At 74.8% G+C, this 25901-nt stretch carries 29 protein-coding genes; 15 read left to right on the forward strand and 14 right to left on the reverse strand.

The annotated features are described in order from the left end of the window. The first annotated feature begins 38 nt into the window (after nt 1-38). Entirely contained in the window at nt 39-992 is a 954-nt protein-coding gene (locus ACUY4T_RS07420; RefSeq protein WP_446018285.1) for an arginase family protein, read from the forward strand. A 44-nt stretch (nt 993-1036) separates the two neighbouring features. Further along, nucleotides 1037-1519, forward strand: a complete 483-nt coding sequence (locus tag ACUY4T_RS07425; protein WP_446018286.1) for a SixA phosphatase family protein — start codon at nt 1037-1039, stop codon at nt 1517-1519. A gap of 6 nt (nt 1520-1525) precedes the next feature. Here ACUY4T_RS07425 and ACUY4T_RS07430 read toward each other — a convergent pair whose 3' ends face one another. Continuing rightward, entirely contained in the window at nt 1526-2221 is a 696-nt protein-coding gene (locus ACUY4T_RS07430) for a GNAT family N-acetyltransferase (protein WP_446018287.1), read from the reverse strand. Between the two features lie 128 nt (nt 2222-2349). Between ACUY4T_RS07430 and ACUY4T_RS07435 the strand changes: the two genes are divergently transcribed. The 6 genes from ACUY4T_RS07435 (at nt 2350) to ACUY4T_RS07460 (ending at nt 9170) form a co-directional block, all read left to right on the forward strand. After that, the gene (locus ACUY4T_RS07435) at nt 2350-3444 is read left to right on the forward strand and encodes a ThiF family adenylyltransferase (protein ID WP_446018288.1); all 1095 of its coding nucleotides are present in this window, start codon (nt 2350-2352) and stop codon (nt 3442-3444) included. Beyond that, nucleotides 3444-4637 (forward strand): molybdopterin molybdotransferase MoeA, encoded by a 1194-nt coding sequence (locus ACUY4T_RS07440; protein WP_446018289.1) that lies wholly within the window; start codon nt 3444-3446, stop codon nt 4635-4637. The genes ACUY4T_RS07435 and ACUY4T_RS07440 overlap by 1 nt, the downstream gene beginning before the upstream one ends. Beyond that, nucleotides 4634-5776, forward strand: coding sequence for a bifunctional molybdenum cofactor biosynthesis protein MoaC/MoaB (gene moaCB / locus ACUY4T_RS07445; RefSeq protein WP_446018290.1), 1143 nt, complete (start codon nt 4634-4636; stop codon nt 5774-5776). Before ACUY4T_RS07440 ends, moaCB begins: the two co-directional genes overlap by 4 nt. Beyond that, nucleotides 5769-6188 carry a molybdenum cofactor biosynthesis protein MoaE gene (locus ACUY4T_RS07450; RefSeq protein WP_446018291.1) on the forward strand — a complete coding sequence of 140 codons (420 nt, stop codon included), beginning with the start codon at nt 5769-5771 and terminating at the stop codon, nt 6186-6188. Before moaCB ends, ACUY4T_RS07450 begins: the two co-directional genes overlap by 8 nt. 43 nt (nt 6189-6231) lie before the next feature. Further along, complete coding sequence (locus ACUY4T_RS07455) at nt 6232-8829, forward strand: ATP-binding protein (RefSeq protein WP_446018292.1); 2598 nt, start codon at nt 6232-6234, stop codon at nt 8827-8829. 137 nt (nt 8830-8966) lie between these two features. Next, entirely contained in the window at nt 8967-9170 is a 204-nt protein-coding gene (locus ACUY4T_RS07460) for a hypothetical protein (RefSeq protein ID WP_446018293.1), read from the forward strand. A 9-nt stretch (nt 9171-9179) separates the two neighbouring features. On the opposite strand, the gene ACUY4T_RS07465 is transcribed toward ACUY4T_RS07460, so the two are convergent. Together ACUY4T_RS07465 and moaA are read right to left on the reverse strand one after the other, a co-directional pair. Further along, on the reverse strand, nt 9180-9428 hold the full coding sequence (locus ACUY4T_RS07465; protein WP_446018418.1) for a MoaD/ThiS family protein: 249 nt from the start codon (nt 9426-9428) through the stop codon (nt 9180-9182). A gap of 16 nt (nt 9429-9444) precedes the next feature. Then, a complete protein-coding gene (gene moaA / locus ACUY4T_RS07470; RefSeq protein ID WP_446018294.1) occupies nt 9445-10512 on the reverse strand; it encodes a GTP 3',8-cyclase MoaA in 1068 nt (355 codons plus the stop codon). Between the two features lie 103 nt (nt 10513-10615). Here moaA and ACUY4T_RS07475 point away from each other — a divergent pair, with 103 nt between their 5' ends. Genes ACUY4T_RS07475 through ACUY4T_RS07490 form a run of 4 tightly spaced genes read left to right on the forward strand, consistent with a single transcriptional unit; the run spans nt 10616 to nt 13197 of the window. Continuing rightward, entirely contained in the window at nt 10616-11209 is a 594-nt protein-coding gene (locus tag ACUY4T_RS07475) for a sulfite oxidase-like oxidoreductase (protein ID WP_446018295.1), read from the forward strand. Further along, nucleotides 11206-11955 (forward strand): FAD-binding oxidoreductase, encoded by a 750-nt coding sequence (locus ACUY4T_RS07480; RefSeq protein ID WP_446018296.1) that lies wholly within the window; start codon nt 11206-11208, stop codon nt 11953-11955. Before ACUY4T_RS07475 ends, ACUY4T_RS07480 begins: the two co-directional genes overlap by 4 nt. After that, nucleotides 11955-12212, forward strand: a complete 258-nt coding sequence (locus ACUY4T_RS07485; protein WP_446018297.1) for a DUF6510 family protein — start codon at nt 11955-11957, stop codon at nt 12210-12212. The genes ACUY4T_RS07480 and ACUY4T_RS07485 overlap by 1 nt, the downstream gene beginning before the upstream one ends. A 52-nt stretch (nt 12213-12264) precedes the next feature. Continuing rightward, the gene (locus tag ACUY4T_RS07490) at nt 12265-13197 is read left to right on the forward strand and encodes a hypothetical protein (protein ID WP_446018298.1); all 933 of its coding nucleotides are present in this window, start codon (nt 12265-12267) and stop codon (nt 13195-13197) included. A gap of 15 nt (nt 13198-13212) precedes the next feature. On the opposite strand, the gene ACUY4T_RS07495 is transcribed toward ACUY4T_RS07490, so the two are convergent. From ACUY4T_RS07495 to arr, 3 genes are read right to left on the reverse strand one after another with little or no spacing between them, the layout of a single operon-like run. Continuing rightward, on the reverse strand, nt 13213-13611 hold the full coding sequence (locus ACUY4T_RS07495) for an ester cyclase (protein ID WP_446018299.1): 399 nt from the start codon (nt 13609-13611) through the stop codon (nt 13213-13215). Nucleotides 13612-13622: 11 nt separating this feature from the next. Next, nucleotides 13623-13976, reverse strand: coding sequence for a DUF2200 domain-containing protein (locus tag ACUY4T_RS07500; protein WP_446018300.1), 354 nt, complete (start codon nt 13974-13976; stop codon nt 13623-13625). Between the two features lie 21 nt (nt 13977-13997). After that, complete coding sequence (arr, locus tag ACUY4T_RS07505) at nt 13998-14426, reverse strand: NAD(+)--rifampin ADP-ribosyltransferase (protein ID WP_446018301.1); 429 nt, start codon at nt 14424-14426, stop codon at nt 13998-14000. A 57-nt stretch (nt 14427-14483) separates the two neighbouring features. Between arr and ACUY4T_RS07510 the strand changes: the two genes are divergently transcribed. Further along, complete coding sequence (locus ACUY4T_RS07510; protein ID WP_446018302.1) at nt 14484-14780, forward strand: DUF503 domain-containing protein; 297 nt, start codon at nt 14484-14486, stop codon at nt 14778-14780. 16 nt (nt 14781-14796) lie between these two features. Here the strand turns inward: ACUY4T_RS07510 and ACUY4T_RS07515 are convergent, their stop codons facing one another. The 5 genes from ACUY4T_RS07515 to hutH form a co-directional block, all read right to left on the reverse strand. Further along, nucleotides 14797-15423 carry a hypothetical protein gene (locus ACUY4T_RS07515; protein ID WP_446018303.1) on the reverse strand — a complete coding sequence of 209 codons (627 nt, stop codon included), beginning with the start codon at nt 15421-15423 and terminating at the stop codon, nt 14797-14799. 101 nt (nt 15424-15524) lie between these two features. Next, entirely contained in the window at nt 15525-16763 is a 1239-nt protein-coding gene (gene hutI, locus ACUY4T_RS07520) for an imidazolonepropionase (RefSeq protein ID WP_446018304.1), read from the reverse strand. A gap of 3 nt (nt 16764-16766) precedes the next feature. Continuing rightward, a complete protein-coding gene (hutU, locus tag ACUY4T_RS07525; protein ID WP_446018305.1) occupies nt 16767-18488 on the reverse strand; it encodes a urocanate hydratase in 1722 nt (573 codons plus the stop codon). Nucleotides 18489-18566: 78 nt separating this feature from the next. After that, the gene (locus tag ACUY4T_RS07530; RefSeq protein WP_446018306.1) at nt 18567-20036 is read right to left on the reverse strand and encodes a M23 family metallopeptidase; all 1470 of its coding nucleotides are present in this window, start codon (nt 20034-20036) and stop codon (nt 18567-18569) included. A 122-nt stretch (nt 20037-20158) separates the two neighbouring features. After that, nucleotides 20159-21736 carry a histidine ammonia-lyase gene (hutH, locus tag ACUY4T_RS07535; RefSeq protein ID WP_446018307.1) on the reverse strand — a complete coding sequence of 526 codons (1578 nt, stop codon included), beginning with the start codon at nt 21734-21736 and terminating at the stop codon, nt 20159-20161. A 98-nt stretch (nt 21737-21834) separates the two neighbouring features. Here hutH and ACUY4T_RS07540 point away from each other — a divergent pair, with 98 nt between their 5' ends. Next, nucleotides 21835-22611, forward strand: coding sequence for an IclR family transcriptional regulator (locus ACUY4T_RS07540; RefSeq protein ID WP_446018308.1), 777 nt, complete (start codon nt 21835-21837; stop codon nt 22609-22611). 10 nt (nt 22612-22621) lie between these two features. Here ACUY4T_RS07540 and ACUY4T_RS07545 read toward each other — a convergent pair whose 3' ends face one another. Together ACUY4T_RS07545 and ACUY4T_RS07550 are read right to left on the reverse strand one after the other, a co-directional pair. Next, the gene (locus ACUY4T_RS07545; protein ID WP_446018309.1) at nt 22622-23209 is read right to left on the reverse strand and encodes an antibiotic biosynthesis monooxygenase; all 588 of its coding nucleotides are present in this window, start codon (nt 23207-23209) and stop codon (nt 22622-22624) included. Nucleotides 23210-23272: 63 nt separating this feature from the next. After that, a complete protein-coding gene (locus ACUY4T_RS07550; RefSeq protein ID WP_446018310.1) occupies nt 23273-24286 on the reverse strand; it encodes an alpha/beta hydrolase fold domain-containing protein in 1014 nt (337 codons plus the stop codon). 109 nt (nt 24287-24395) lie between these two features. Between ACUY4T_RS07550 and ACUY4T_RS07555 the strand changes: the two genes are divergently transcribed. Then, nucleotides 24396-25136 (forward strand): HNH endonuclease family protein, encoded by a 741-nt coding sequence (locus ACUY4T_RS07555; RefSeq protein ID WP_446018311.1) that lies wholly within the window; start codon nt 24396-24398, stop codon nt 25134-25136. A 20-nt stretch (nt 25137-25156) separates the two neighbouring features. Here the strand turns inward: ACUY4T_RS07555 and ACUY4T_RS07560 are convergent, their stop codons facing one another. Continuing rightward, nucleotides 25157-25684, reverse strand: coding sequence for a GNAT family N-acetyltransferase (locus ACUY4T_RS07560; protein ID WP_446018312.1), 528 nt, complete (start codon nt 25682-25684; stop codon nt 25157-25159). Between the last annotated feature and the right edge of the window lie 217 nt (nt 25685-25901).

Here is a 25901-nt window from a genome sequence, read left to right on the forward strand (position 1 = left end):
GCGCGACCCGCGGCATCCGTCGTTGCTAGCGTCGAGCCATGACCGAGACGTCGCTGTCGCACGATCCGCTCTGGCCCCGCGCGGGCGGCTGGCCCGCGTTCGACGAGACGGCCGGCGACGCGGTCGCCGACCTGGCCCTGCTCGGGGTGCCGGCGTTCCGGACGTCGCTCTCACCCACGAGCGCGCATGAGACGCCCGAGGCCATCCGCCGGGCGCTGCGGCGGTACAGTGCGTCGCTCGTCCCCGACCGCTCGGGCGATGCCGCTGCCGGGCGACCTCGCGGTGTCGTCGACCTCGACGGGCTCGCCGTCGTCGACGCCGGCGACGTCGCCGAGCCCGACGGCGCCGAGGGCGAGCAGCGGACGCGCGCTCGCGTGGGCGAGGTGCTCGACCGGGCTCGGGCGCTCATCGCCCTGGGCGGAGACAACTCGGTCACGTACGCGACCGCGCTCGGAGCGTGGGGCGAGGATCTCGCACGCGCCGGACTGGTCACGATCGACGCGCACTACGACCTGCGGGACGGCGTCTCGAACGGCTCGCCGGTCCGGCGACTCGTCGAGGCCGGCCTCGATCCGCGCCGGATCGTGCAGGTCGGCATCCAGGACTTCGCGAACTCCGCCGCGTACGCGCGCCGGGCGGCCGAGCTCGGCATCACGGTCGTCCACCGCGACGAGCTGCACGGCCGCCCGCCGGCGGACGTGATGGGCGAGGCACTGGCGATCGCGGGCGCAGGCGGCGGCCCGGTGCACCTCGACGTCGACGTCGACGCGTGCGACCGGTCGGTCGCGCCCGGGTGCCCGGCGTCCGTGCCCGGCGGCCTGGCCGCGTGGGAGCTGCGGGCGCTGGTCCGTGCGGCGGCCCGCGACCCGCGCGTCCGCAGCGCCGACCTCGTCGAGATCGACGCGACGACGGATGCCGCCGACGAGCGGACGGTGCGTCTGGCGGCGCTGTGCGTGCTCGAGTTCGCCGCCGGCGTCGCGCTCCGTCGGTGAGCTACCGGCGCGCGGCATCCGGCGCGCGGTGGCAGACTCGCGGCATGAAGACCCTCGTCCTGGTCCGGCACGCCAAGTCCTCGTGGGGCGATCCGGCCATCCCCGACCACGACCGCCCGCTGAACGACCGCGGACGTCGCGACGCTCCCGAGATGGGTCGCCGCCTGCGCGAGCGGGGCACGGCTCCCGACGCCATCCTCTCGAGCACCGCCGCCCGCGCGCGGACCACGGCCGAGGCGATCGCGGCCGCGCTGGGGCTCCAGCCGGACGCGGTGACGCTCGACGAAGGGCTCTACGGTGCCTCGGCCGACGCGATCCTCGGGGCGGTCGGCGTGCTCGACGAGGGAATCGCCACGGTCATGGTCGTGGCGCACGATCCGGGACTGTCGGAACTGGTGTGGCGGATGTCGGGCGAGGTCGAGCACATGCCGACCTGTGCGGTGGCGGAGTTCCGGTTCGCTGCGGCCTCGTGGGCCGAGGTCGCCGAGGCGGAGCCGATCGAGACCCGATTCGACACGCCGCGCTGACAGGGGTCAGCTCGGAGCAGGGCCAGAATCCTCGCCGGCCGACGCGGCTTCGGAGTTCCGCTCGTTGCGGAGTTCGCGGTACCGGTCGGCGGTGATCACCGTGACCCGGTTGCCGTCGCGCTCCCCGACCTCATCGAAGCCGAGGCGGGTCGCGAGCAGCAGCGACGCCTCGTTGCCCGAGGTCATCACGGCCTCGACGACCGCGGCGTGCAGGCGGTCGAAGGCGAGCCCGAGCATGCCCTCGGCCGCCTCGCGCGCGAACCCGCGGCCCTGCCATTCCGGGCCGACCAGCCAGCCGATCTCGAGCCGCCGCGATTCGGGGTCGAGTGAGCGCAGGTGGAGCGACACGTCGCCGACGAGCCGCCCCTCGTACTCGACGCCGAGCGCGAGGAAGTCGTTGAGCTGCTCGAGTCGGGTGTGCCGGGTGCGGTGGAGGAGGTGGACGAACGACTCGGCGCGCGAGCGCAGCGGCCACGAGAGGTGCTCGATCACCGTCGGGTCGGACTGCCACGCGTACCAGGTGTCGGCGTCGGCGAGCCGGTGCGGACGGAGCAGCAGTCGCTCGGTGCGGATGACCGGAGCCCGCACGGGATCGTCGATGCGGGGTCCTCGCATGAAGCGGGGGCGCCGGGGCAGGAGCGACCGGACGACGTGCCCCGGTCGGGGCCGGCCGTTCGACGATCGCTCGCCCGATCCGCTCATCGGCGGCTCCCTCGTGGTCGGTTGCCCCCTATTCTTCCGGACACCCGCCTGTGAGCACGCCTCATATCCCCCGGGTTGACATCGGGCCGGACCGTCCAGCGTCGTCGGAGTGCTGCGAGAATCGATGCATGGCGCCTCTCGACCCGGTCTCGACGCGGTTCGCGCGTCAGCGGGTCCTGCCCGGGTTCGGCGCCGAGGGGCAGCAGCGCCTGGTCGACGCGAAGGTGGTCCTCCTCGGCGCCGGGGGACTCGGCAGCGCGGTGCTGCCGGTCCTGGTCGCCGCCGGCGTGGGCCGGATCACGGTCGTCGACGACGACCTCGTCGAGGAGACCAACCTCCACCGCCAGGTGCTGCACGGGCCGGCCGACGTAGGCCGGCTCAAGGTCGAGTCCGCGTCGGACGCCGCGGCGGCCCTGTCGACGGACGCGGAGGTGTCGGCGGTGCCGCACCGGTTCGACGAGTCGAACGCCGACGAGCTGCTCGCGGGGGCCGACCTCGTGATCGACGGCACCGACGACATCCTGACGCGGTACGTCGCCGACGACGCGGCCGCGCGCGCCGGCATCCCGCTCGTCTGGGGCTCGGCGGCCCGCTTCGGCGGCCAGGTCGGCGTCTCGTGGGAGGCGCGGGGCGTGACGTACCGCGACCTCTTCCCGCATCCTCCCGCCGACGGCGGACTGAGCTGCGAGGTCGACGGCATCCTGCCCTCGGTGTGCACCGTGACCGGCGGGATGATGGCCGGCGAGGCGCTGAAGCTGATCACGGGCGTCGGCGAACCCCTGCTCGGGCGGGTCGCCGTGTACGACGCCCTGTCCGGGCGCACCCGCGAGATCGCCTACCGTCGCGAGGACCAGGCGGCCGTTCCCGCCCCGGAGCCCGCGCGAGCGGCTCCCGCGCGCCCGACGGTCGGCGAGGTCGGCCCCGGGGCGCTCGCCGAGGAGCTCGCCGGCGGAGGTGGACCCGTGCTCCTCGATGTCCGCGAGCCGTGGGAGGCCGACCTGGCCGCCATCGAGGGGTCGGTGCTGATCCCGCTCGGCGAGCTCGAGGGCCGGATCGGCGAGATCGACCCCGCGGCGGCCGTCGTCGTCTACTGCCACCTCGGGGCGCGCTCCGCGTACGCCGCCCGGATGCTCGCGGGGGCCGGGTTCGGCGACGTCCGCAACCTCGTGGGCGGCATCGACGCGTGGTCGCGCGTCGTCGACGAGCGAATGGCGCGGTACTGATGGCCGGTCGCATCCCCGTCGACGAGCACGCCCGGTTCGTGCGCTCGCTCCTCGCGCCGCTCGGCGCACGTCCGTCCGAGGCGGTGGAGCTCGCCGACGCGCTCAGTCGCCTCACCGCCTCGCCCGTGGAGTCGCCGATCGCGCTGCCGCCCTTCCGCAACTCGCAGATGGACGGGTTCGCGGTCCGCGCCGCCGACGTCGCCGAGGCGCCCGTGACCCTGCCGGTCGCCGGCGAGGCTGCCGCCCAGCCCGGAACGGTCGATCCGCTCGCGCCGGGCACCGCCGTCCGGATCATGACGGGCGCCATGGTGCCCGAGGGCGCCGACGCCGTCGTGCCCGTCGAGGACACCGAGCCGGATCGCGACCGGGTCCGCATCCTGCGCGCGCGATCCGCCGGCGAGTACGTGCGCGAAGCGGGCTCCGACCTGGCCGCAGGCGCCGACGTGCTGCCCGCCGGGGTGCGGCTCGGGTCGCGTCACCTCGCCGCCGCTGCGGCATCCGGGCTCACCCGGCTCCTCGTGCGCGAGCAGGTGCGGGTGGCGGTCGTCAGCACCGGCAGCGAGCTCGCCGAGCCGGGCGCGGCGCTCGGGCCGGGCCGGATCCCGGACGCGAACGGCGTCGCCCTCGCCGCGGCCGTGCGAGCGGCCGGGGCGCGCGTCGTGCACGCCGGGCGCGTCCGCGACGACACCGAACGGCTGCGCGCCGAGCTCGACGTGGCGATCGTGGCGGGTGCCGAGCTCGTCCTCACGAGCGGCGGCATCTCCCAGGGGGACTACGAGGTGGTGCGCGAACTGCTCGAGCCGCTCGGCGCCTGGGTCGGTTCGGTCGCGATGCAGCCGGGCGGCCCCCAGGCGACCGCCGTCTACCGCGGCGTGCCGGTGATCGCGTTCCCCGGCAACCCCGTCAGCACGCAGCTCTCGTTCGAGCTGTTCGTCGCGCCGACCCTGCGCGCCATCGCGGGGCTGCCGCAGGCCCGGACCGAGCGGATGCCGCTCGCCGAGCCGGTGCGCTCGATCCCCGGCCGGCGGCAGTACCTGCGGGGGCGCCGCACCGACGACGGACGGGCGCTGCCGGTCGGCGGGCCCGGCTCGCATCTCGTGGCCGCGCTCGCGGCATCCGACCTGCTGATCGTCGTGCCCGAAGAGGTCGAGACGCTCGACGCCGGCGACCCGGTCGATACCGTGGTCCTATGAGCGAGCTCACGCACCTCGACGACGACGGCCGCGCACGCATGGTCGACGTCGGCGGCAAGCCGGTCACGCGCAGGGTGGCGATCGCCGAGGGGCGGCTCGAGACGACCGCCGAGGTCGTCGCGCTGGTGCGCAGCGACGGACTGAGGAAGGCCGACGTGCTGCCGACGGCGCGCATCGCCGGCATCCAGGGTGCCAAGCGCACGAGCGAGCTCATCCCGCTCGCCCACATCGTGCCGCTCGACGCGGTGTCGATCGACTTCGGCTTCGACGAGGCGGCCGTCACGATCCGGGCGACGGCGTCGACGACGGCGCGCACGGGGATCGAGATGGAGGCCCTGACCGCGGTCGCCGTGGCGGGCCTCGCGCTGCACGACATGGTGAAGGCCGTCGACCCGGCCGCGCGCCTGGACGGCGTGCGCCTGGTCGAGAAGCGCGGCGGCAAGCGAGGCGTCTGGCGTGCGGACGGCGCGGTGGCTGACGGCGACGAGGCGGCGGATGCCGCGCCCGGGCGGCGCGCGATCGTGCTCGTCGCGTCGACGCGCGCGGCGTCCGGGGTCGCCGACGACACCACGGGCCCCGTGATCGCGGCGTGGCTCGCCGATCACGGGTTCGATGCGGGGGCGCCCCGCGTCGTGTCCGACGCCGACGTCGCCGAGGCGCTCCGCGACGCGGTCGGCGAATCGCCCGCGGTGGTCGTCACGACGGGGGGAACGGGCGTCGGCCCCGCCGACCGGACCCCCGAGGCGACGCGCGGCGTGCTCGACCGCGAACTGCCGGGCGTGGCCGAGGCGATGCGGTCGGCGGGCCGCGCGGCCACCCCGACGGCGGCGCTCAGCCGCGGGCTCGCCGGGGTCGCAGGTCGCACGATCGTCGTGAACCTCCCCGGCTCGCGCGGCGGGGTGGCGGACGGGCTCGCGGTGCTCGACGGCATCCTGGCCCACGCGATCGACCAGGTCGCCGGCGGCGACCATCCGCCGAGGGCATCGCAGTCGCGACCCGCGGGCGGTTCGGCGCACGCGGCCGCGCCCCACCCCAGGCACTCCGGTGACCTGGCCGGGCATGCCGCGCACGGCACCGCCCATGCCGGCACGGACGGCGAGGCCGACCGGCTCGACGGCGGCGGTGCGCCGCATGCCTGACCCCGAGGTGCTCGCGCTCGTCACCGAGTCCCCCATCGATCGCGCCGCGGTCGAGGCCTTCGTGACGACGCGCCGGGACGGAGCCCTCGTCTCGTTCGAGGGCGTCATCCGCGACCACGACCACGGTGCGGCGGTGACCGCGCTCGACTACTCCGCCCACCCCGACGCCGAGCGGTTCCTCCGCGAGACGTGCGTCGAGGTCGCGCGGGAGACCGGCCTGCGCGTGGCCGCGGTGCACCGCATCGGGAGCCTCGCGATCGGCGACGTCGCGCTCGTCGCCTCGGTCGCCGCACCGCACCGCGCCGAGGCGTTCGCGGCCTGCGCGCTGCTCGTCGACCGGATCAAGGAGCGCACGCCCATCTGGAAGCGCCAGCACCTCGACGGCGGCACCGCCGAGTGGGTCAACCTCTGACGCGTCGCTTGCGGCCGGGACGGGCGCGCGGGACCATCGGGGAATGACGACGGGGCTGCTCGAGCGCGCCCACGAGATGCACGTGCTGCGCGACATCGCGGGCGAGGCGCGGCACGGGCACGGCCGCATCGCGCTGGTGCACGGCGAGGCGGGCATCGGCAAGACCAGCCTCATCGACGCGATGCGGGCCGATCCGCCCGCGCACGGCCGAGTGCTCGTCGGCGGATGCGACGCGATGAGCACGCCGCGCACGCTCGGCCCCTTGCGCGACCTCGCGGACGAGGTCGGCCCGGCGCTCCGCGCGGCCCTGCGCGAGGGCGAGCGCGAGGAGGTGCTCTCGGCGCTGCAGGACGAGCTCGCCGCGCACGCGGGGACCGTGCTCGTCGTCGAGGACCTCCACTGGGCCGACGAGGCCACGCTCGACGTCCTCCGGTTCCTCGGCCGCCGCATCGAGAAGGTCCCCGCGCTGCTCGTGCTGACCTACCGCGACGAGCTGGACCGGGACCATCCGCTCGCGCGGCTGCTCGGCGACCTCGAGCACGGCGACCGGGTGGTTCGGATGCCGCTCGAGCGATTGTCGCCCGAGGCCGTCGGCGCGCTGACCGACGGCCGCGGCGTCGCCGCCGATCGCATCTACGCGCTGACCCGGGGCAACCCGTACTTCGTGAGCGAGATCATCGCCTCCGCCGATGCCGACGTCGTGCCGCCGACCGTGGTCGACGCGGTGACGGGCCGCCTGCGTCGCCTGGCGGGCGCCGTGCAGGACGAGCTCGAGCAGCTCGCGGTCGTGCCGTCGGCGGTGGACTCGCGGTTGCTGGCCGCGCTGGTCCCGGGCGGTCCCGGCGCGTTGCGGCCGGCCGAGGAGGCCGGGCTGCTCGTGGTCCGTCCGGCCGGCGCCCAGTTCCGCCACGAACTCACCCGCCGCGCCATCGTCGACGGCCTCCCGTCGTCGCGGCGGATCGAGCTCGAGGCGGGCGTGCTCGCGGCGCTCCTCGACCTCGGCGTGGACGATGCGGCCCGCCTCGCCCACCACGCGATCGCGTCCGGCGACGCCGAGGCCATCGTGCGCTGGGCGCCGCGGGCGGCGCGCGAGGCCGCGGCGTCGGGCGCGCACCGGCAGGCGGTCGCACATCTCCGCGCGGCCCTCGAGTACGCCGACCGCTTCCCGCCGGCGGAGCGCGCGGACCTCTCCGAGCGCGCCGCGATCGAGGCCTACACGGTGGGAGCCGGTCACGAGGCGTTCGACCGGCAGGTCGGGACGCTCGCCCTCCGCCGGAGCCTCGGCGATCCGGTGGCCCTCGGCCGCAGCCTTCGATGGTTCTCGCGGATCAGCTGGATGGCGGGGCGCCGCCCCGAGGCCGAGGCGGCGGCGCGCGAGGCCTCCGAGGTGCTCGCGGATGCCGGCGACCCGGCCATGTTCGCCTTCGCCCTCAGCAACGAGGCGCAGCTCGCGCTGCTGGTCCACGACCTCGTCGGCGCCCGCGACCTCGCGGCGCGCGCGATCGCCATCGCACGCGAGACGGGCGACCGAGGGGTGCTCTCGCACGCGCTGACGAACCACGGCACCGCGATCGAGCAGCTCGGCGACGACGCCGGCCTCGCCGAACTGGCCGAGGCGGCGGAGATCGCCATGGAGACCGGTGACGTCGAGAACGCGTCCAGGGCGTACGTGAACCTGATCTGGGTGCACCTCGACGAGTACCGCCTCGACGAGGCCGAGGTGCTGGTGGCACCGGCGCTGGATGCCGCCGAACGATCGGAGTTCATGGGCATCGCGACGTACCACCGGGCCGAGCGCGGCCGGCTGGAGCTGGCCCGGGCGCGGTGGGAGGACGCGCTCGCCAGCGGTGAGGTCTCCGCCGACGTGCCGCACGCGCGGTGCGTGGGCATGACCGTGGTCGGGACGGTCCACGTGCGACGCGGCGATTCCCGTGCGGATGAGGCGCTCGCGGAGGCGGAGGACATCGCCCGGCGCATCGGCGAGTTCCAGCGTCGAGGACCGGTCGGCATGGCCCGCGCCGAGCAGGCGCTGCTGCGCGGTGACGCCGCGGCCGCCGCCGCGATCGCCCTGCCGCTCTACGAGGAAGCGGTCGAGCGGAGCGCGCACGGCCTCGACGTCGAACTGGCCTACCTGCTCGGCCGGGCCGGGCACCCGGTCGACCCACGGGGCGACGATCGCAACCCCTTCGCCCTGCAGGCGCGTGGCGACTGGCGGCGCGCGGCGGCTCGCTGGCACGAGCTCGCGTGCCCGTACCACGAGGCGCAGGCGCTCGCCGAGAGCCCGGACGACGACGACCTGGTCGACGCCCTCGCGATCCTCGACCGGATCGGCGCGGTTCCGCTCGCACGTCTCGTCCGTGCGGAACTGCGCGAACGGGGTGCGGCGCACATTCCGCGTGGGCCGTCGAGCGGAACCCGCCGCAACCCCGACGGACTCACCGACCGGCAGGCCGCCGTGCTCGCGCTGCTCGCGGAGGGGCTCACCAACGCCGAGATCGCGGAGCGGCTGGTGGTGTCGGTGCGCACGGTCGACAGCCACGTCGCGGCGATCCTCGCGAAGCTCGGGGTCGGCTCCCGGCAGGAGGCGGCGCACCTCGCGCACGAGCACGGGATGACGGCGGGCGACGGCCGATCGGAGTAGGGCGGGCGCCCCGCGCCCAGATCTCGGTAGCCGTGACGGCGGATGTCGGTAGCCGTCGCCGATGACCGTGCGCCGCGACGGCGGTGGACTGGAACCAGCTTCCCGCAGCCGCGGGGACCGGGTCCGAGGAGGACACCATGAACACCGCGATCACCGCCGCCCCGTCGCTCCGCACCGGCCACGTGGGTCCGTTCCACCGCATGACCGCCGCGATCGCCTCGGCGCGCGCCCGGCGCCGAGCGGCCGCCCCGACCGCCGACGAGCTGTACCGCCTGCAGGCCGAGGCGGCTCGCCTGCGCGACGAGGCGCGGAACGCGGCGCGCTTCTCGCACGTGTTCTGAGGCGGGAGGTCAGCCGCCCGCGAAGGGCGGCAGCACGTCGACCAGGTCGCCGAGTCGAGCGGAGGGGTCGCGGCGCACGACCCCGTCGACGAGGAACGAACCGTGCTCGAGCACCCTGGCCATCGGCGCGCCGTAGCGCTCCACGAGCAGGTCGCGGAGCGCTCCGGCGGTGGCGTCGGCCGCCACCTCGATGCGCTCCTCGTCGGTCCCGGCCGCTTCGGCGGCCGCCGCGAAGTAGCGGACGGCCACGGTGCGCATGCGCAGTGACGTCGGCTCAGCCACCGATGCCGCCCATCGACCGGGCCGGGCGCACGAAGTCGACGTCGTCGATGCCGTGGCCGGCCTTCTTCGCCCACATCGCCGCACGCCACCGATCCGCGAGGTCGTCGTCGGACGCCCCGGCCCGCAGCATCCCGCGCAGGTCGGTCTCGTCGTCGCCGAACAGGCACGAGCGGACGGACCCCTCGGCCGTGAGCCGGGTGCGGTCGCAGGCGCCGCAGAACGGGCGGGTCACCGACGCGATGACCCCGACCGTGGCGGGGCCGCCGTCGACCAGCCACTCCTCGGCGGGTGCCGCCGGGTCGTCGCGACCGACCGGGTCGAGGTCGAAGCGGGACCGGAGGACAGCGAGCAGTTCCTCGGCGTCGACCATGTTCGCTCGACGCCAGGTCTCGTCGGCGTCGAGCGGCATCTGCTCGATGAAGCGAAGCCGGCATCCGTGCTCGAGCGACCAGGCCAGCAGGTCCGGCGCATCGGGCAGCGTCTCGCGCATGAGCACCGCGTTGACCTTCAGCGGCCCGAGTCCGGCGCGGTGGGCCGCCGCGATGCCCGCGAGCACGGCGGGGAGGCGGTCGCGACGGGTCAGCCGGGTGAAGTGCGCGCGGTCGAGCGTGTCGAGCGACACGTTGACCCGTGACAGGCCCGCCCGCCGCAACGACTCGGCCTTCCGGTCGAGCCCGATGCCGTTCGTGGTCATCGACAGCGGGACCCCGGGGGCGGCGCTCGCGCTCAGCCGCACGATCTCGACGAGGTCGGGCCGGGTCAGCGGCTCGCCGCCCGTGAAACGGACCTCGCGGACGCCGAGGTCTCGCACGGCCACCCCGACCAGGCGGGCGATCTCCTCCGCCGAGAGCAGCTCGTCGCGTGGGATCAGGGGCAGGCCCTCGGCGGGCATGCAGTACGTGCACCGGAGCGAGCAGGCCGAGGTGATCGAGATGCGCAGGTCGCGGGCGATCCGGCCGAAGCGGTCGACGAGCCCCGCGACCTCCGGCCGGCCCTCGATCGCGGGCGCTGCCGACGACGCCCGACGCAGGGTCGGGATGCCGAGCGCGACAGCGGTCATCACTCCACGATACGCACCTGCCGCCGAAGCGGGGGTTACGGTCCGCGAACGTCGGGGCTATCGTCGGTCCCGACGGTCCGGTCCGAGCGGGGAGGAGACGGGCATGTCGTTCATCACGAGGGGCTTCACCGGGCGGGGCCGCGAACGCGACGACCGCCTGCCGCCCGGCCAGACCCTGGTCGGCGACTTCCCGGTGCTGTCGGCCGGCCCGACCCCCGACATCGACACCGCCGACTGGGAGTTCACGATCCGCACCGAGACCGGCGCGTCCGCATCGTGGACGTGGGACGAGCTCATGGCCCTGCCGATCGAGAACGTCACGACCGACATCCACTGCGTGACCCACTGGTCGAAGCTCGGCACCGGATGGCGCGGCGTGTCGCTCGACACCCTCTTCGACGGCGTCGAGACCGACTACGAGTACACGATGGCCCACAGCTACGGCGGCTACACGACGAACGTGCCCCTCGACGACCTGCTGGGCGGCAAGGCCTGGGTCGCGTTCGAGTTCGACGGCGCACCGCTCGATCCCGAGCACGGCGGCCCGGCACGGCTGCTCGTGCCGCACCTCTACTTCTGGAAGAGTGCGAAGTGGGTCCGCGGACTCGAGATGCTCGCGGAGGACGAACCCGGCTTCTGGGAGCAGAACGGCTACCACCTGCGAGGCGACCCCTGGCGGGAGGAGCGGTACTGGTGACGGCGGTGCCGCGGGCGGGATGGCACGTCGCCACCGTCGCGGCGACCCGTCGGGAGACCCCGAACGCCGCGCGGATCGAACTCGACGTCGACGGCTGGCCCGGCAACGAGGCCGGCCAGCACCTCGACGTGCGCCTCACCGCCCCCGACGGGTACACCGCGACCCGCTCGTACTCGATCGCCTCGTCGGGCCCGGGGTCGCGGGTCGTGCTCGCGATCGACCGGCTGCCGGACGGCGAGGTCTCGCCGTTCCTCGTCGACGAGCTGCGGGCCGGCGACCGGCTCGAGGTGCACGGTCCGCTCGGCGCGTTCTTCGTGTGGCGTCCGTCCGCCGTGACCGACGACCCCAGGCCGGTGCAGCTCGTCGCCGGCGGCTCGGGCGTGGTGCCCCTGTACGCGATGGCGCAGGCGCACGCCGACGCCGACGACCCGACCGGCTTCCGGCTGCTCTACTCCGTGCGGACCCCCGACGACGTGTACTTCGCCGACGAGTGGCGGGCGCTCGCCGCGGCATCCGCACCGCTGGCCCTCGACCTCGTGTACACCCGGCGCGCCCCGGAGGGGTGGCCGACCCCGCCCGGGCGCGTGACGCCCGACGCGCTCGCCGCGGCGGTCGTGCCCGCCGCCGAGCGTCCGCGCGTGTACGTCTGCGGCTCGACCGGGTTCGTCGAGCGCATCGCCGACCAGCTCGTGGAGCTCGGGCACGAGCCGCGAGACATCCGCACCGAACGCTACGGAGGCACGTGATGACCGGTCACCTCGACGGCAACGCGCTCGCGGGTGCGCTCGCCGACTTCTTCTCGTTCGACATCACCACGACGACGGGGCGGTGCAACGCCTGCGGCACGGTCGCGGAGTTCGCCCGGGCGATGGTGTACGTGAGCGGGGCGGGCACCGTCGTGCGCTGCGCGACCTGCGACCACGTGCTGGCCGTGCTCGTCGACACCGGGGAGCGCGCGTGGATCGACCTCGCGGGGGTCAGCTCGATCGAGGTGCGGCGCTGATCGACGCGCCTCCCGGGACCGGATCGGGCGGCCGTGGCCCTACGCTGGCGTCATGGAATCGCGCATCGAGCCGGCCGAGCTGCGCAGGTTCGTCGCGCACACGGAGGGCCGGGTCTCGCCCAAGGAGGTCGCCGCCCTGTACGGGCGGGCCGAGATGCTCGCGCGGCTCCCGATGCGCGTGCAACGGTGGATCGTCGCGCACGCCGGCGGTGACGCCGACATGGGCTTCGTCGTCGAGCCGTACTGCCTGTTCCTCGCCTACGAGGTCGTCGACGAGGCTGCCGCGAGCCGGATGCTGCCGCCGGGCTACCGGCTCGTGCCGACGGCGATGTTCGCCGACGAGACGCCGCGCCTCTGCGCCATCCTGGGCGCGTTCACCGTGCACGCCTCGGTCTTCTGGGGCGTCCGGGTCGAGCTGTACCTGATCGCCGAGAACCTGCGCACCGGGATGCTGACGTGGGTGATCTGCGACTACGAGTCCAACACGATCAACTACGACCCCGGTGAGGGGTTCTCCGCGGCGACCACCAGCCGGGCGGTCGTCACCACGACGCACCGCGGCGAGGTCGTCGTCGACGTCCGGAGCGCCGCCCGCCCGAACGTGCTCAGGGTCACCGCCGACGTCGAGGCCGGCACGATGCACGCGCTCGACCAGCGCCTGTGGATCGACGGGAACCTGTCGGTCGACTACGGGGGGCGCCTCATGAACCCCGACTCCGAGCCCTTCGGCCTCGTCTTCGATCCCGGCGAGATGGCGCGGGCGCTGCGGATCCCGCCCGACGAGGTGGAGGTCGAGGCGAACACCTTCGGCGCGGGATTCCGGGCCGACCGGCCGTTCGAGGCGGCCTGCTTCCCGTACGCCCAGCACTTCCTCACGACGAGCTACCCCCGGAGCACTCCGATCCGCGATCGCGACGCACTGGAGGACGCGGTGCGCGCCCACGTCGGGCAGGACGCGATCCGCGGCGAGCGCCGCAGCCGGTAGCCGCGGCGCACGGCGTCAGCGCGTCAGCTGCGCCCGCAGCGCCTGGAGGTCGCCGAGCACCCAGGCGCTCGCGAGGCGCCCCTCCTGGGCGGTGAAGAACGCCGCGCCGGCGTACTCGAAGCGTCGCCCGGTGGCCGGGACGCCCGCCAACTCGCCGGTGTGCGTCCCGCGGTAGCGGAGGCGCGCGGCGGCCCGGTCGTCGTGCACGACGAGGTCGACGACCTCGTTCGCGAAGTCGGCGGATCCCGCGCGGACGAGGTCGCGGTATGCGCGCCATTCGTCGCGCCCCGTCGTCTCGAGGCCGAGCGAGCCGCGGAACGCGAACCCGGGGGCGAGGACGAGGTCGACCGCGTCGTCGTCCCATCGGTTCCAGAGCCGGGAGTAGAACGCGTCGATCAATCGGGCGGTGTCCATGCCCGGGCGCCTCACGCGCCCCGGAGGATCGACGACATCCGCTTGCCGCGGGTGACCTCGTCGACGAGCTTGTCCATGTAGCGGATCTGCTGCATCAGCGGGTCCTCGATCTCCTCGACGCGCACGCCGCAGATCACGCCGGTGATGAGCCCGGCGTTCGGATTCATCGCGGGCGCCTCGGCGAAGAAGGTCCTGAGGTCGACGCCCGACTCGATGGCACGCCGCAGGCCGTCGCGGTCGTACCCGGTCAGCCAGCAGACGACCTCGTCCACCTCGTCGGCCGAGTGCCCCTTCCGCTCGGCCTTCTGCACGTACAGCGGATGGATCGACGCGAAGCTCATGCGGAAGACGCGGTGCTCGGTCATCTGTCTCGGTCTCCGATCCGGTCAGTCGTCGATGTCGGCGAGGCCCTGGGCCCGCAGGGTCTCGATGCGGTCGCGCATGGCCTGCACCTGCTCGGCCGGGTGGCCCGTCCAATCCTCCAACTCGCCCACGACGCGCACGGCATCGCGCGTGCGGTACGAGCGCGTCGGGTTGCCGGGGAAGCGCGTGTCGGTCACGTTCGGGTCGTCTTCGAGCGGTCCCGTCGGCTCGACGAGGTAGATCCGGCCGGGCCCGTCGCCCGCGGCGAGCTCGGCGCCCCACGCGGCCGCGTCGAGGGTCAGGGTGACGTAGACGTGGTTGGCCGTCCGCCCCGCCTCGAAGTTGGACTCGCGCCCGGGTTCGAGCAGTTCGCCGACCCGGAGGGCGGCCTTGGTGCCGTGCAGGTACGCCCCTGATTCGTGGGCCTCGAACGGCGTCGGCGGATCCGTCATGTGCGCACACCCCCAGTGCTCGGATCGCACTTTAGCCCAACGTGGGAGGCTGGGGGCGTGTGGATCGGGTGGATCGAGTTCGACCTGCTGCTCGGCGACGTGCACTCGCTGAAGCAGAAGCGCAGCGTGCTGCGTCCGCTGCTCGCGGAACTCCGACGCGCGACCGAGGCGTCCGTCGCCGAGGTCGGCGACCACGACTTGCACCGGCGGGCGGCGATCGGGGTCGCGGTCGCGGCGGCCGGAGGCGATCGGGTGGCCGACGTGCTCGACCGCGCCGAACGGCTCGTGGCGGCGCACCCGGAGTTCACGCTGCTGTCCGCCCGCCGCGGCACGCGCCGGAGTGACGACGACTGACGGGCCGGTGCCCCGCTCACGCGAGCGTGGCGGCCACGATCAGCCACCAGGCGGGGAACGCCAGCCAGGCCAGTCCGCCGATCACGCCGGCCCCGACGTAGAGCGCGGTCTGCACGGGACTCCCGGCAGGCACGGCGAACCCGATGCCGGCGAGGGCGGCGCCGACCACGAGCGCGATGAGCATCGCGAGCGCGAGGACCGCCGGCCATCGGGGAACGGCGGCCTGCCCGGCTGCATTCGCGGAGGCCGCGGCCATCCACGCGAACGCGACCACCGTCGCCGCGAGCGAGACGACGGCCTGGGCGTCCAGCCCGACCCGACCCGAGAGCATGAGCAGGGTCACGACGGCGATCGCGGCGGCCCCGACCGAGGCGGCGACCGACAGCGCCCAGAGCCAGGGTCCGGCCCGGAGGTGCAGGGCGAGCAGGACCGTCGCCACGATCCACGGCACCGCGCCGATCACCGTCAACCAGTCGTTGACCGGCCCGAGCCACGACCAGCGCGACGGCCCGCCCTCGAACGGTGCGGCGAGTGCGAAGAAGAGCACGAGCGCGACCAGCGACGCCAGGCTGATGAACCCCTGCAGTCCCGCCGAGATGCGCACCTGCTCGGCCGAGATCACGGGTTGCATCGCGAGGTCCACCGGCTCCCGCCTTCCGTTCGGGGTCCGTTCGGGTCCGTTCGCCATTGTCCTCCGGTTCGGCGGGCGGGACCAGGGGAACGAGCGGATGCCCGGCGTCGTCGTCAGGCGACGCGCGCGCCGTCCTTCCACGTCTCGGCGATGAGCGGCACCCCCGGCCGGTAGGCCAGGTGCACGTGCGACGGCGCGTCGAGGAGGGCGAGGTCGGCGCGTGCGCCGGGTCGCAGCACCCCGACATCCGCTCGCCGCAGCGCGGCCGCGCCGCCGGCGGTCGCCGCCCAGACGGCCTCGGCCGGGGTCATGCCCATGTCGCGGACCGCGACCGCGATGCAGAACGGCACCGAGCTCGTGAAGCTCGATCCGGGGTTGCAGTCGCTCGCGAGCGCGACGGTGACCCCGGCGTCGATCAGGCGCCGTGCGTCGGGGTACGGATGCCGCGTCGAGAACTCCACGCCCGGCAGCAGGGTCGCGACGGTGCTCGATCCGGCGAGGGCCGCGACATCCGCGTCGGCCAGGTACGTGCAGTGGTCGACGGATGCCGCGTCGAGCTCGACCGCGAGCCGCACCCCGTCGCCCTCGCCGAGCTGGTTGCCGTGCACGCGCACGCCGAGTCCCGCGGCGCGGCCGGCCTCGAGCACGCGACGGGACTGCTCGGCGGTGAAGGCGCCGCGCTCGCAGAAGGCGTCGACCCACCGCACGTGCGGCCGGCACGCGTCGAGCATCTCGCCGACCACCTGGTCGACGTACGCCTCGGCGCCGGGGCCCTCGGGCTCGCGGAACTCGAACGGCACGACGTGCGCGCCGAGGAACGTCACCTCGTCGGTGACCTCGCGGGCGAGGCGCGCGAGCCGGGCCTCGTCGGCCACGGTGAGGCCGTACCCCGTCTTGACCTCGAACGTCGTGGTGCCCTGCCGGTGCAGCTCGCGCACGAAGCCCGCGAGCCGTGTCCGCAGCTCGTCGTCGCTCGCCTCGCGCGTCGCCGCGACCGTCGAGCGGATCCCGCCGGCCTCGTACGCTCGTCCGGCCATCCGTGCGGCGAACTCCTCCGCCCGGTCGCCGCCGAAGACGAGGTGGGTGTGGGAGTCGACGAACCCGGGGATGACCGCGCGCCCGCCCGCGTCGACGACCTCGACCCGGTGGGGGCGCGGGAGGTCGCTCGCGGACTCGACGGAGGGCGCCTCCGAGGAGGGGCCGATCCAGGTGATCACCCCGTCGTCGGCGAGCAGGGCGGCATCGCGCAGGATGCCGAGCCGGCCCGCGTCGCGCCCGGGGGCCGGGTCGTTCGTGACGAGCTCGCCGATGCCCGTGACCAGCAGCCGCGACGAGACGGCGGACGGCCGCACCCGTCAGCCCTCGAGCATGGGCACGCGCAGCCCGCGCTCACGTGCGACCTCGACGGCCCGGTCGTAGCCCGCGTCGACGTGACGCATGACGCCGGTGCCGGGGTCGTTGACGAGCACGCGCGCGATCTTCTCGGCCGCGAGGTCGGTGCCGTCGGCGACCACGACCTGGCCGGCGTGGATCGAGCGGCCGATGCCCACGCCGCCGCCGTGGTGGATCGACACCCAGGTCGCCCCGGACGCGGTGTTGAGCAGCGCGTTGAGCAGCGGCCAGTCGGCGATCGCGTCGGAGCCGTCGGCCATGGCCTCGGTCTCGCGGTACGGCGACGCGACCGAGCCCGAGTCGAGGTGGTCGCGGCCGATCGCGACCGGCGCCGAGAGCTCGCCGGAGGCGACCATCTCGTTGAACTTCAGGCCCGCGAGGTGGCGCTCCTGGTAGCCGAGCCAGCAGATCCGGGCGGGCAGGCCCTCGAAGTGGACCTTCTCGCCGGCCTGCTCGATCCAGCGGCGCAGGTGCGCGTCCTCCGGGAACAGCTCGAGGATGGCGCGGTCGGTCGCCGCGATGTCGGCCGGGTCGCCGGAGAGCGCCGCCCACCGGAACGGGCCCTTGCCCTCGGCGAAGAGCGGCCGGATGTAGGCCGGCACGAACCCCGGGAAGTCGAAGGCGTGCTCGTAGCCGCCGAGCTCGGCCTCGCGGCGGATCGAGTTGCCGTAGTCGAACACCTCGGCGCCCTCGGCCTGGAAGCCCACCATCGCCTCGACGTGCCTGGCCATCGAGCGGCGCGCGAGCTCGGTGAACTCGTGCGGGTCGCTCGCGGCGAGCGAGTGCCACTCGGGGACCGACACGCCCTCGGGCAGGTAGGACAGGGGGTCGTGCGCGCTGGTCTGGTCGGTGACGATGTCGATCGGCACGCGCCGCTCGAGGAGGTCCGGGAAGACGGTCGCGGCGTTGCCGACCACGCCGACGCTCAGCGCCTCGCCCGCGTCCTTGGCGGCGAGCACCCGCTCGAGCGCGGCGTCGAGCGACGGGGCGACTTCGTCGAGGTATCCGTGCTCGACGCGGCGGGTCAGCCGCGTCTCGTCGACGTCGACGATGAGCACCGCCCCGCCGTTCATGGTGACCGCCAGCGGCTGCGCCCCGCCCATGCCGCCGCATCCGGCGGTGAGCGTGAGGGTGCCGGCCAGCGACGCCGTCGCGGCCTCGGCCTCGCTCGCGCCGCGCTTGGCGGCGAGCGAGCGGGCCACCGCGCCGAACGTCTCGTACGTGCCCTGCAGGATCCCCTGCGTGCCGATGTAGATCCACGAGCCGGCGGTCATCTGGCCGTACATGGTGAGGCCGAGCTGCTCGAGCCGGCGGAACTCGGGCCACGTCGCCCAGTCGCCGACGAGGTTCGAGTTCGCGATGAGCACCCGCGGGGCCCACTCGTGGGTGCGGAAGACGCCCACGGGCTTGCCGGACTGCACGAGCAGGGTCTCGTCGGACTCCAGCCCCTCGAGCGTGCGCACGATCGCGTCGTACGCCTCCCACGTGCGGGCGGCCTTGCCGGTGCCGCCGTAGACGATGAGGTCCTCGGGACGCTCGGCGACCTCGGGGTCGAGGTTGTTCATGAGCATGCGCAGGGGCGCCTCGGTCTGCCAGCTCTTCGCGGTCAGCTCGGTGCCGCGTGCGGCGCGGACGGTGCGGGGGCCGGCGGCGGCGCCGGTCGAGGAGGGTGCAGCGATGGTCATGATCCGATCCCACACCCTCGAGGGGGCGCGGGCAACGGATGCCGCGGGCGTGCTGTCCGGGATCCCGGACGCGGTGCCTCAGCCGAGCTCGACGCCGCGTGCCGCCATGAACGGGACCGCGTCGACCGCGGTCCCGTCGATCCGCACCTCGTAGTGGAGGTGGCAGCCGGTCGATGCGCCGGTGCTGCCCACGACGGCGATGAGCTCGCCCGCCGCGACCTGCTGGCCGGGGTCGACCAGGATGCCGCCGTCCTGGATGTGGGCGTACCCGGTCGAGACCCCGGAACCGTGGTCGAGGAGCACCCAGTTGCCGTAGGTGCCGTTCGGGCCGGCCGAGACGACGGTGCCGTCGGTCGCGGCGTAGATGCCCGTGCCGCACTGCGCGGCGATGTCGGTGCCGCGGTGGAACTCGTTGACTCCGGAGACCGGGCGCACCGGGCGCGGCCCGAACACGTCCGAGATCGTGCCGGTGACGGGGTTCGCCCAGCCCTGGTCGCTGAGCTGACCGGCGTCGGCCGGGACGGTGTCGATGATCGCGACCGTGTCGGAGGCGACCCGCGACTGCAGGCCGCGGAGGTCGGCACGCGCGTCGGCCACGGCCTCGCGTGCGGCGTCGACGTCGGCCTGGAGCTCGTCGATCGGCACCGCCTCGACGGCGAGCCACGCGGCGGCCGCGCGCTCCTCGGCGGTCACCGCCTCGGCGTCGCGCCGCTCGGCGATCTCGCGGAGGCGCTCGGCGTCGCCGGAGAGCTGCTCCATGCGCTCGAGGCCGCCGAGGCCGGCAAGCAGGTCGTTCCCGGCGCGGAACGCCGCGTCGATCGAGGTCAGCGCGGCCCCGTCTCCGCGGGTCGCCGCGAGGTAGGCGGCGGCGGCGCGCTCGGCGATGCCGCGCGCCTCCTCGGCGCGCTCGTCGAGGCGTTCGGCGGTCGCCCGGGCGACCTGCTGCGTGCTGCGCCCGGCGTCGAGCGCCGCCTCGGCCTCGCGCAACTCGGCCGTCGCCCGCTCGAGCGCGGCGCGGAGGCCGATGAGCGCGGTCGACTCCGCGCCGGACCGGGTGTCGACCGACGACATCTCCGCGACGGGTCCGTCGCCCCGGAGGGTATACGGACCCGGGGCACCGGGCGCGGCGGTGGGCGTCGGCGTCGGCGTCGCGGTGGGCGTCGCCGGAGCAGGCGTCGGCGTGGGGGTCGGCGTCGGCGTCGGGGTCGGCTCGACCGGCTCGGTCGGGGCGGGCTCGGTCGGCGCCGGCTCGGTCGGCGTCGGCTCGGTCGGTGCCGGTTCCGTGGGCGCCGGCTCGGTCGGCTCGACGGGCGCGGGCTCGGTGGTCTCCGTCGGGGCCGGCTCGGTGGTCTCAGCCGGGGCCGGCTCGCTCGTCGGCTCCGCGGTCGTGCTCGTGGCGGACGTCTGGTCGGTCTCCGACGCGAACGCCGGACCGAGCGGGACGAGCGAGAGCATCAGCGTGCCGGCGATCGCCGCGACGGCAAGGCTGCACCGCCGGGCGGGCCTCGCTCGGAACGGGTCGTGCTCGTCGGTGCTTCGCTGTTGCATAGGGCTGTCCATCGCCGACGGTCCTCGTCGACGATTGCCCCAGTCTGGCATCGGCGTCGGGGTCGCACAACCTCGTCTCGGCGCAGCCGCTCCGACGCCGTGGGGTGCCGCGTCGCCGACGCTCAGTCGAGGTCGGTGCGCACCGCCGCGCGGGCCGCGACCTCGCCCGCGACGACCGCCTCGACGAGCCCCTCGATCTCGGGTGCGACGAACCGGTCCGGCCCGGGGGCGGCGCCGCGCTCGACCGCCATCGACACCACGGCGCCCGTGGCGGGTCCGGGCTCGAGCGGAGCGCGCAGTGCGATGCCGCGGGCGGCCGTGAGCACCTCGATCGCGAGCACGCGACCCAGTCCGTCGATCGCCCGGCGCAGCTTCCGCGCGGCGGCCCAGCCCATCGAGACGTGGTCCTCCTGCATCGCCGACGAGGGGATCGAGTCGACCGACGCCGGGGCGGCGAGCCGCTTCAGCTCCGAGACGATCCCCGCGGCCGTGTACTGGGCGATCATGAGCCCGGAGTCGACGCCCACCTCGTGCGCGAGGAACGGCGGCAGGCCGTGGTTTCGCGCCTTGTCGAGGAAGCGGTCGGTGCGCCGCTCGCTCATCGAGGCGACATCCGCCACGGCGATCGCGAGGAAGTCGAGCACGTAGCCGACGGGGGCCCCGTGGAAGTTGCCGTTCGACTCGACGCGGCCGTCGGGCGTGAGCACCGGGTTGTCGATCGCGCTGGCGAGCTCGGCCTCGGCGACGGATGCCGCGTGCGCGAGCGTGTCGCGCGCCGCGCCGTGCACCTGGGGGGCGCAACGCAGCGAGTAGGCGTCCTGCACGCGCGTGCACTCCGGCCCCTTGTGGCTGGCGACGATGGGGGAGTCGGCGAGGAGGTTCCGGAGGTTCCGCGCCGACACGGCCTGGCCGCGCTGCGGGCGGAGCTCGTGCAGGTCGGCGGCGAACACCGCGTCGGTGCCGAGGAGGCCCTCGACGCTCATCGCCGCGGCGACGTCGGCGGTGGTGAGCAGCATCCGGAGGTCGTGGATGGCGAGCGCGAGCATGCCGAGCATGCCGTCGGTGCCGTTGATGAGGGCCAGGCCCTCCTTCTCGCCGAGGCGGACGGGCTCGATGCCCGCGGCGGCGAGGGCGCTCGCGGCATCCGTCGCCTCGCCCGCGGCGTCGCGCACGTCGCCCTCGCCCATCGCGACGAGCGCGCAGTGCGCGAGCGGCGCGAGGTCGCCGGAGCAGCCGAGCGAGCCGTACTCGCGCACGACGGGCGTGATGCCCGCGTTCAGGATCGCCGCGTAGGTCTCCGCGGTGACCCGGCGCACGCCCGTCCGGCCGGTCATGAGCGTCGACAGCCGGAGCAGCATGAGCCCGCGGACGACCTCGCGCTCGACCTCCGCGCCGGAACCGGCGGCGTGCGAGCGGACCAGGCTCGCCTGGAGCTGCGCCCGCCGGTCCTCCGCGATGAACGTGGTCGCCAGCGCGCCGAAGCCGGTCGAGATGCCGTAGTGCGGCTCGGGGTCGGCGGCGAGGCCGTCGATGACGGCCCGGCTCGCGGCGACCGCGTCGAGCGCGGCGGGGTCGAGGTCGACGCGCGCGCCGTGGCGGGCGACGGCGACGACCTCCTCGATCGTGAGCGGTCCGGTGCCGACGGTGACGGCGTCGACGGATGCCGCGGTGCGGGCGTTCTCGGGCGCGATGGTGCTCATGCTCCGATTCCACACCCCGCCCGTGCGGCTCGGAACGCCCGGAGGTACGCTGTCGTCCGGGATCCCGGACGAATCCCCCCGGTGCAGGAGGAGGCGCGATGTCGGAGTCGAAGGCGCCCGCCGCCGACCAGGCCCTCGCGATCCTCTCGCACCTCGCGGCCCAGCGCGGGCCGGCGCCCGCCGCGGCCATCGCCGCCGCGCTCGGGCTGCCGCGCTCGACGACGTACCAGCTCCTCGCCGTGCTCCAGGAGCGCGGGTTCGTCGTGCACCTGCCCGAGGACCGTCGCTACGGGCTCGGCGTCGCCGCGTTCGAGCTGTCGAGCGGGTTCAGCCGGCAGCAGCCCCTCACTCGTCTCGGCCGTCCGCTCGTCGCCGGCGTCGTCGACCGCCTCGGGGAGTCCGGCCACCTCGCGGTGCTGCACGGTCGCGACGTGCTCTACCTCGTCGAGGAGCGGGCGCCGCGCCGTCCCTCCCTGGTCTCGGACGTCGGCGTGCGCCTGCCGGCCCACTTGACCGCATCGGGCCGCGCCATGCTCGCCGTGCTGCCCCCGGCGCAGCTGCGGGCGCTCTACCCCGACCGCGCCGCCTTCGCCGAGTGGCATCCGGGCCCCGCCGATGCCGCGCCGTGGAGCTACTCGCGCCTGAAGTCGGTGCTCGCCGAGGCCCGCACGGCCGGGGTCGCCGGCGAACACGGCGAGGTCACCGCCGGGCTCGCGTCGGTCGGCGCCGTCGTGCTCGACCACCTCGGCTGGCCCGCCGCGGCCATCGCCGTCACCTTCGACCAGGGCGCGCCCGACGAGCTCGTCGACGCCGCGACCGGCGCGGTGACCGAGGCGGCGGCCACTCTCTCGCGGCGCATCCGCGGGACCCGCTGAGCGAGGGCCGTCAGGCGGTCGGCGCCAGCCAGCCGCGCAGCATCCGCGTGACCCACGGCAGCACCCAGTAGGTCATGATCGGCGTGAGCACCAGCGTCGTCGCCAGCACCCGGAGCGCCAGCGGCACGCCCTCCCAGGCCGGCACGAGCGCCATGAGCAGCGCGAAGGCCAGGTTCACCGGGAAGAACCCGAGCCAGATGCTCACGGCCTGCTTCCACCGCGGCGGGGCGGCGGGCAGCGTCGCCGGCTCGGCGGGGTCGGCGGCCGCGGGCACGGAGCCGGTGGGCGGGTCGTCGAACCAGCCCTCGATGCCCGTGCGGCGCCTGGCCCGCTCCTCCCGCACGAACCCGCGCCCCATCTCGAGCCACCACGCCCGCTCGGGCGACTGCTCCCACGCGGCGAGCGTGCGCTCGTCGGCGAAGCGGTACAGCATGTGCCATACGTCGGAGTCGTCGCCCGCCCGGACCCACCCGGAGCCGAGGAAGCCCGGGTACCGGTTCGCGAGGTTCACCCCCGTCTGCACCCAGACGGTCGCCTCCGCGATGCGGTCGGGGTCGACCACGCGGCGGATCGACACGGTGATCGGTTCACTGGCCATGACCCCATCGAACCGCACGGGCGTTGCGTGCGCGTAACGGACGCTGCGGCGCAGCGGTTCGCCCTAGCCGAGGTGGAGGTGCAGGAAGGTCGCGACCCGCTCGCGCAGCGCCTCGTCGAGGATGCCGATCGAATGGGCGTCGCCCGGCACGATCGCCAGCTCCGCGGGCACCGCCGAGGCGCGGAGCGTCGCGGCGAGGCGCTCGGACTGCGAGACCGGGATCACCTCGTCGGCGGCGTGGGCGATGAGGAAGGGCGGATCGCTCGGATCGACGTGCGCAGTCGCGGAGGCCTCGATCGCCTGCGGGCAGGCGTCGTCGGCCGCCATCGGATCGCAGCCCAGGAACTCGCCGACGATCCCGCGCAGCCACGCCGACGCGGCATCAGCTTCGAGCTCGGCCGCGCTGATCCCGACCGGCCCGGACAGCTCCGCCACGGCCGCGACGCGCGACCCCTCGTCGAGCGGGCCGTCGCCGAGCGTGCCGAGCAGCGCCGCGAGGTGGCCGCCGGCCGAGCCGCCGAACACGCCGATGCGGCCGGGGTCGATGCCGAAGCGCTCCACCTGCGCCGGTTCGCGCAGCCACGCGACCGCGGCGGCGACGTCGTCGACCTGCGCCGGATACCGCGCCTCGGGCACCAGGCGGTAGTTCACGGATGCCGCGACGAAGCCCTCGCTCGCGAGCCACAGGCACACGTTGCGCCAGTCGGCGTTGGCCTTGTCGCCCCGGGCCCAGCTGCCGCCGTGCACCGAGACCACCGTCGGCTGCGACCCGCCGATCACGTCCGCCGGCGGGCGGCACACGTCGAGCGTGAGCAGCGTGCCGTCGGCGGCGACCCCGTACTCGAGGTCGGCGTCGACTCGGAGGCCCGCGGGCGGCTGGAAGGTGCGGATGCCGATGATCTCCGAACCCGCGACCTCGCTCGACGCCTGCTCGGCGTTCGGGTCGAGTTCGCGGACGGGCTGGTGGAACGCCGAGACCGCCGCCGCGACGGCGAGCGCCGCGCTGACGGCGAGGGCGACCCGCAGGGGCCGACGACGCCGGCCTCCGCGACCGCCGGAGAGTCGGGTGGGGGTCACGGGGGCTCCGGGTTCGGGGGTGTGGTGATGCTACCTCACGTTCGCGCGGATGGCGCATCGAGCCCTACGCTCGCTGCGGACCCCTCCCGCCTCGCCCATCGGACGGCCCGTGACCCGAACCCTGCTGGGCGCCGCCGTCGGCGCCGCCCTCACCCTGTCCCTCACGTCGTGCGCGCCCGCCGACGACCTCGTCGTCGTGCTCGACGGGATCGAGTTCATCCTCGAGGCGCTCGAGGACGCCGCCGCGCCGCCGGGGGACGCCGCCGACGACGCCGGCATGGATCCCGCCGAGGTCGACGCCGCGCTCGCACTGCTCGAGGGGCTGCCGGTGAAGGGCCGCGCCCCGCTCACCGGCTACGAGCGCGACGAGTTCGGCCACGGCTGGATCGACGTCGATCGCAACGGCTGCGACACCCGGAACGACGTGCTCGCACGCGACCTGCAGGACCCGGAACGGCCCGAGGGCTGCCGCGTCCTCTCCGGCCTGCTCGACGACCCGTACACCGGGCGGATGATCGCGTTCGTGCGGGGGAACGACACCTCGCGGCTCGTGCAGATCGATCACGTCGTGCCCCTCGCCAACGCCTGGGTCACCGGCGCGCAGTCGATGAGCGAGGACGAACGCGTGGCGTTCGCGAACGACCCCCGCAACCTGCTCGCCGTCGACGGCGCGGCCAACCAGCAGAAGGGCGCCGGCGACGCGGCGACCTGGCTGCCGCCGGACCGCTCGTTCCGCTGCGAGTACGTGGCCACGCAGGTGCAGGTGAAGGCGACGCACGGCCTGTGGGTGACCCGGCCCGAGCGGGACGCGATCGCCGGGGTGCTCGACGGATGCCGCGGGGCGGACTGAGCGGGCGGACCCGCTCCGGCTCACTCGCCGACGGCGATCGGCAGCTCCTCGGTGCTCGGGCCGCTGGAGAACCCGACCAGCGACTTCGCCATGCACACGCTGAACCGCTCGCCGACGTACTGGCCGAACTGGTCGATGCGCCGGTAGCCGTGCTTGGCGTAGAGGGCGAGCGCCGCGTGGTGCAGCGGCCCGGTCTCGAGGACGATCTCGCGGACGCCCCGCCGGGCGGCATCCGTCTCGATGCGCTCGATCAGCGCGCTGGCCACGCCGAGCCCACGTGCGCCGTCGAGGACGAACATGCGCTTCAACTCGCCCCGCGCCTCGCCGACCTCGGCGGACTCGACCAGCGCGGCCATGCCGAGCGCGGTGCCGTCGATGCTCCGGGCGACGTAGACCGCCGTGCCGGGCGCCTCGAGCTGCGCGATGTCGAGCAGGAAGTTCGACTCGGGCGGGTACAGGGACTGCGCATACGCCGTGCTGCCCTCGAGCAGGAGCGCGACCCCGGCCTCGCGGGGTGACTCGATGGAGATCGACAGCGGTGTGGTCACGACGTGAGCGTACGCGACTCGCGTTACCGGGCCGTTACGTTCTGGGAATCGGTGGATGCCCTGCCGGGCGGATTCACAGGCGGGCCTCCGGTAGCCTTGTCCGGTCGGTTCTGGACACCGCGCGATCGCGCGGATGGGTTTGTGAGTCCTGAGGGCCGGTTCCGCGGTGGATCGCCGCGGATAGTCACACGTATGTGAACGGCCCCGGTCGACGACT

It is taken from the genome of Agromyces arachidis, from assembly GCF_052805135.1.

Excerpts from the sequence above, each read along its gene's own strand:
- ACUY4T_RS07420 (WP_446018285.1), top strand. The coding sequence starts at position 39 with ATGACCGAGACGTCGCTGTCGCACGATCCGCTCTGGCCCCGCGCGGGC.
- ACUY4T_RS07425 (WP_446018286.1), top strand. The coding sequence starts at position 1,037 with ATGAAGACCCTCGTCCTGGTCCGGCACGCCAAGTCCTCGTGGGGCGAT.
- ACUY4T_RS07430 (WP_446018287.1), bottom strand. The coding sequence starts at position 2,221 with ATGAGCGGATCGGGCGAGCGATCGTCGAACGGCCGGCCCCGACCGGGG.
- ACUY4T_RS07435 (WP_446018288.1), top strand. The coding sequence starts at position 2,350 with ATGGCGCCTCTCGACCCGGTCTCGACGCGGTTCGCGCGTCAGCGGGTC.
- ACUY4T_RS07440 (WP_446018289.1), top strand. The coding sequence starts at position 3,444 with ATGGCCGGTCGCATCCCCGTCGACGAGCACGCCCGGTTCGTGCGCTCG.
- moaCB (WP_446018290.1), top strand. The coding sequence starts at position 4,634 with ATGAGCGAGCTCACGCACCTCGACGACGACGGCCGCGCACGCATGGTC.
- ACUY4T_RS07450 (WP_446018291.1), top strand. The coding sequence starts at position 5,769 with ATGCCTGACCCCGAGGTGCTCGCGCTCGTCACCGAGTCCCCCATCGAT.
- ACUY4T_RS07455 (WP_446018292.1), top strand. The coding sequence starts at position 6,232 with ATGACGACGGGGCTGCTCGAGCGCGCCCACGAGATGCACGTGCTGCGC.
- ACUY4T_RS07460 (WP_446018293.1), top strand. The coding sequence starts at position 8,967 with ATGAACACCGCGATCACCGCCGCCCCGTCGCTCCGCACCGGCCACGTG.
- ACUY4T_RS07465 (WP_446018418.1), bottom strand. The coding sequence starts at position 9,428 with ATGCGCACCGTGGCCGTCCGCTACTTCGCGGCGGCCGCCGAAGCGGCC.
- moaA (WP_446018294.1), bottom strand. The coding sequence starts at position 10,512 with ATGACCGCTGTCGCGCTCGGCATCCCGACCCTGCGTCGGGCGTCGTCG.
- ACUY4T_RS07475 (WP_446018295.1), top strand. The coding sequence starts at position 10,616 with ATGTCGTTCATCACGAGGGGCTTCACCGGGCGGGGCCGCGAACGCGAC.
- ACUY4T_RS07485 (WP_446018297.1), top strand. The coding sequence starts at position 11,955 with ATGACCGGTCACCTCGACGGCAACGCGCTCGCGGGTGCGCTCGCCGAC.
- ACUY4T_RS07490 (WP_446018298.1), top strand. The coding sequence starts at position 12,265 with ATGGAATCGCGCATCGAGCCGGCCGAGCTGCGCAGGTTCGTCGCGCAC.
- ACUY4T_RS07495 (WP_446018299.1), bottom strand. The coding sequence starts at position 13,611 with ATGGACACCGCCCGATTGATCGACGCGTTCTACTCCCGGCTCTGGAAC.
- ACUY4T_RS07500 (WP_446018300.1), bottom strand. The coding sequence starts at position 13,976 with ATGACCGAGCACCGCGTCTTCCGCATGAGCTTCGCGTCGATCCATCCG.
- arr (WP_446018301.1), bottom strand. The coding sequence starts at position 14,426 with ATGACGGATCCGCCGACGCCGTTCGAGGCCCACGAATCAGGGGCGTAC.
- hutU (WP_446018305.1), bottom strand. The coding sequence starts at position 18,488 with ATGACCATCGCTGCACCCTCCTCGACCGGCGCCGCCGCCGGCCCCCGC.
- ACUY4T_RS07530 (WP_446018306.1), bottom strand. The coding sequence starts at position 20,036 with ATGCAACAGCGAAGCACCGACGAGCACGACCCGTTCCGAGCGAGGCCC.
- hutH (WP_446018307.1), bottom strand. The coding sequence starts at position 21,736 with ATGAGCACCATCGCGCCCGAGAACGCCCGCACCGCGGCATCCGTCGAC.
- ACUY4T_RS07540 (WP_446018308.1), top strand. The coding sequence starts at position 21,835 with ATGTCGGAGTCGAAGGCGCCCGCCGCCGACCAGGCCCTCGCGATCCTC.
- ACUY4T_RS07545 (WP_446018309.1), bottom strand. The coding sequence starts at position 23,209 with ATGGCCAGTGAACCGATCACCGTGTCGATCCGCCGCGTGGTCGACCCC.